Raw genomic sequence first — 211 nt, 5'->3', positions numbered from 1 at the left:
ATATAACTTTCCTTCCCCGAATGGATTGTCGATAAATTTTTCAGCTGTCAGTTCTGGTCTATTCAGATATCCTCTCGCCAGACCATCCCCCGCTATACACAATTCTCCAGGCACACCGATTCCACAAAGTTTCATCTGATTCAATATATATATACGAGTGTTAGAAACTGGTTTCCCTATTGGAATAAGGTTAGAGAATTCATCTTTGGCA

The 211-nt window shown here is 39.8% G+C and carries 1 protein-coding gene; it reads right to left on the bottom strand.

The window, feature by feature from the left end:
* Positions 1-211 (bottom strand): AMP-binding protein (locus tag MR167_RS32745; RefSeq protein WP_242316335.1); only part of this gene is annotated, 211 nt, incomplete at both ends.

Origin of the sequence: Bacillus cereus group sp. BfR-BA-01355, from assembly GCF_022663675.1 — a bacterium.
GTDB lineage: Bacteria > Bacillota > Bacilli > Bacillales > Bacillaceae_G > Bacillus_A > Bacillus_A thuringiensis_S.
This window is presented reverse-complemented; position numbering and strand designations above follow the sequence as displayed.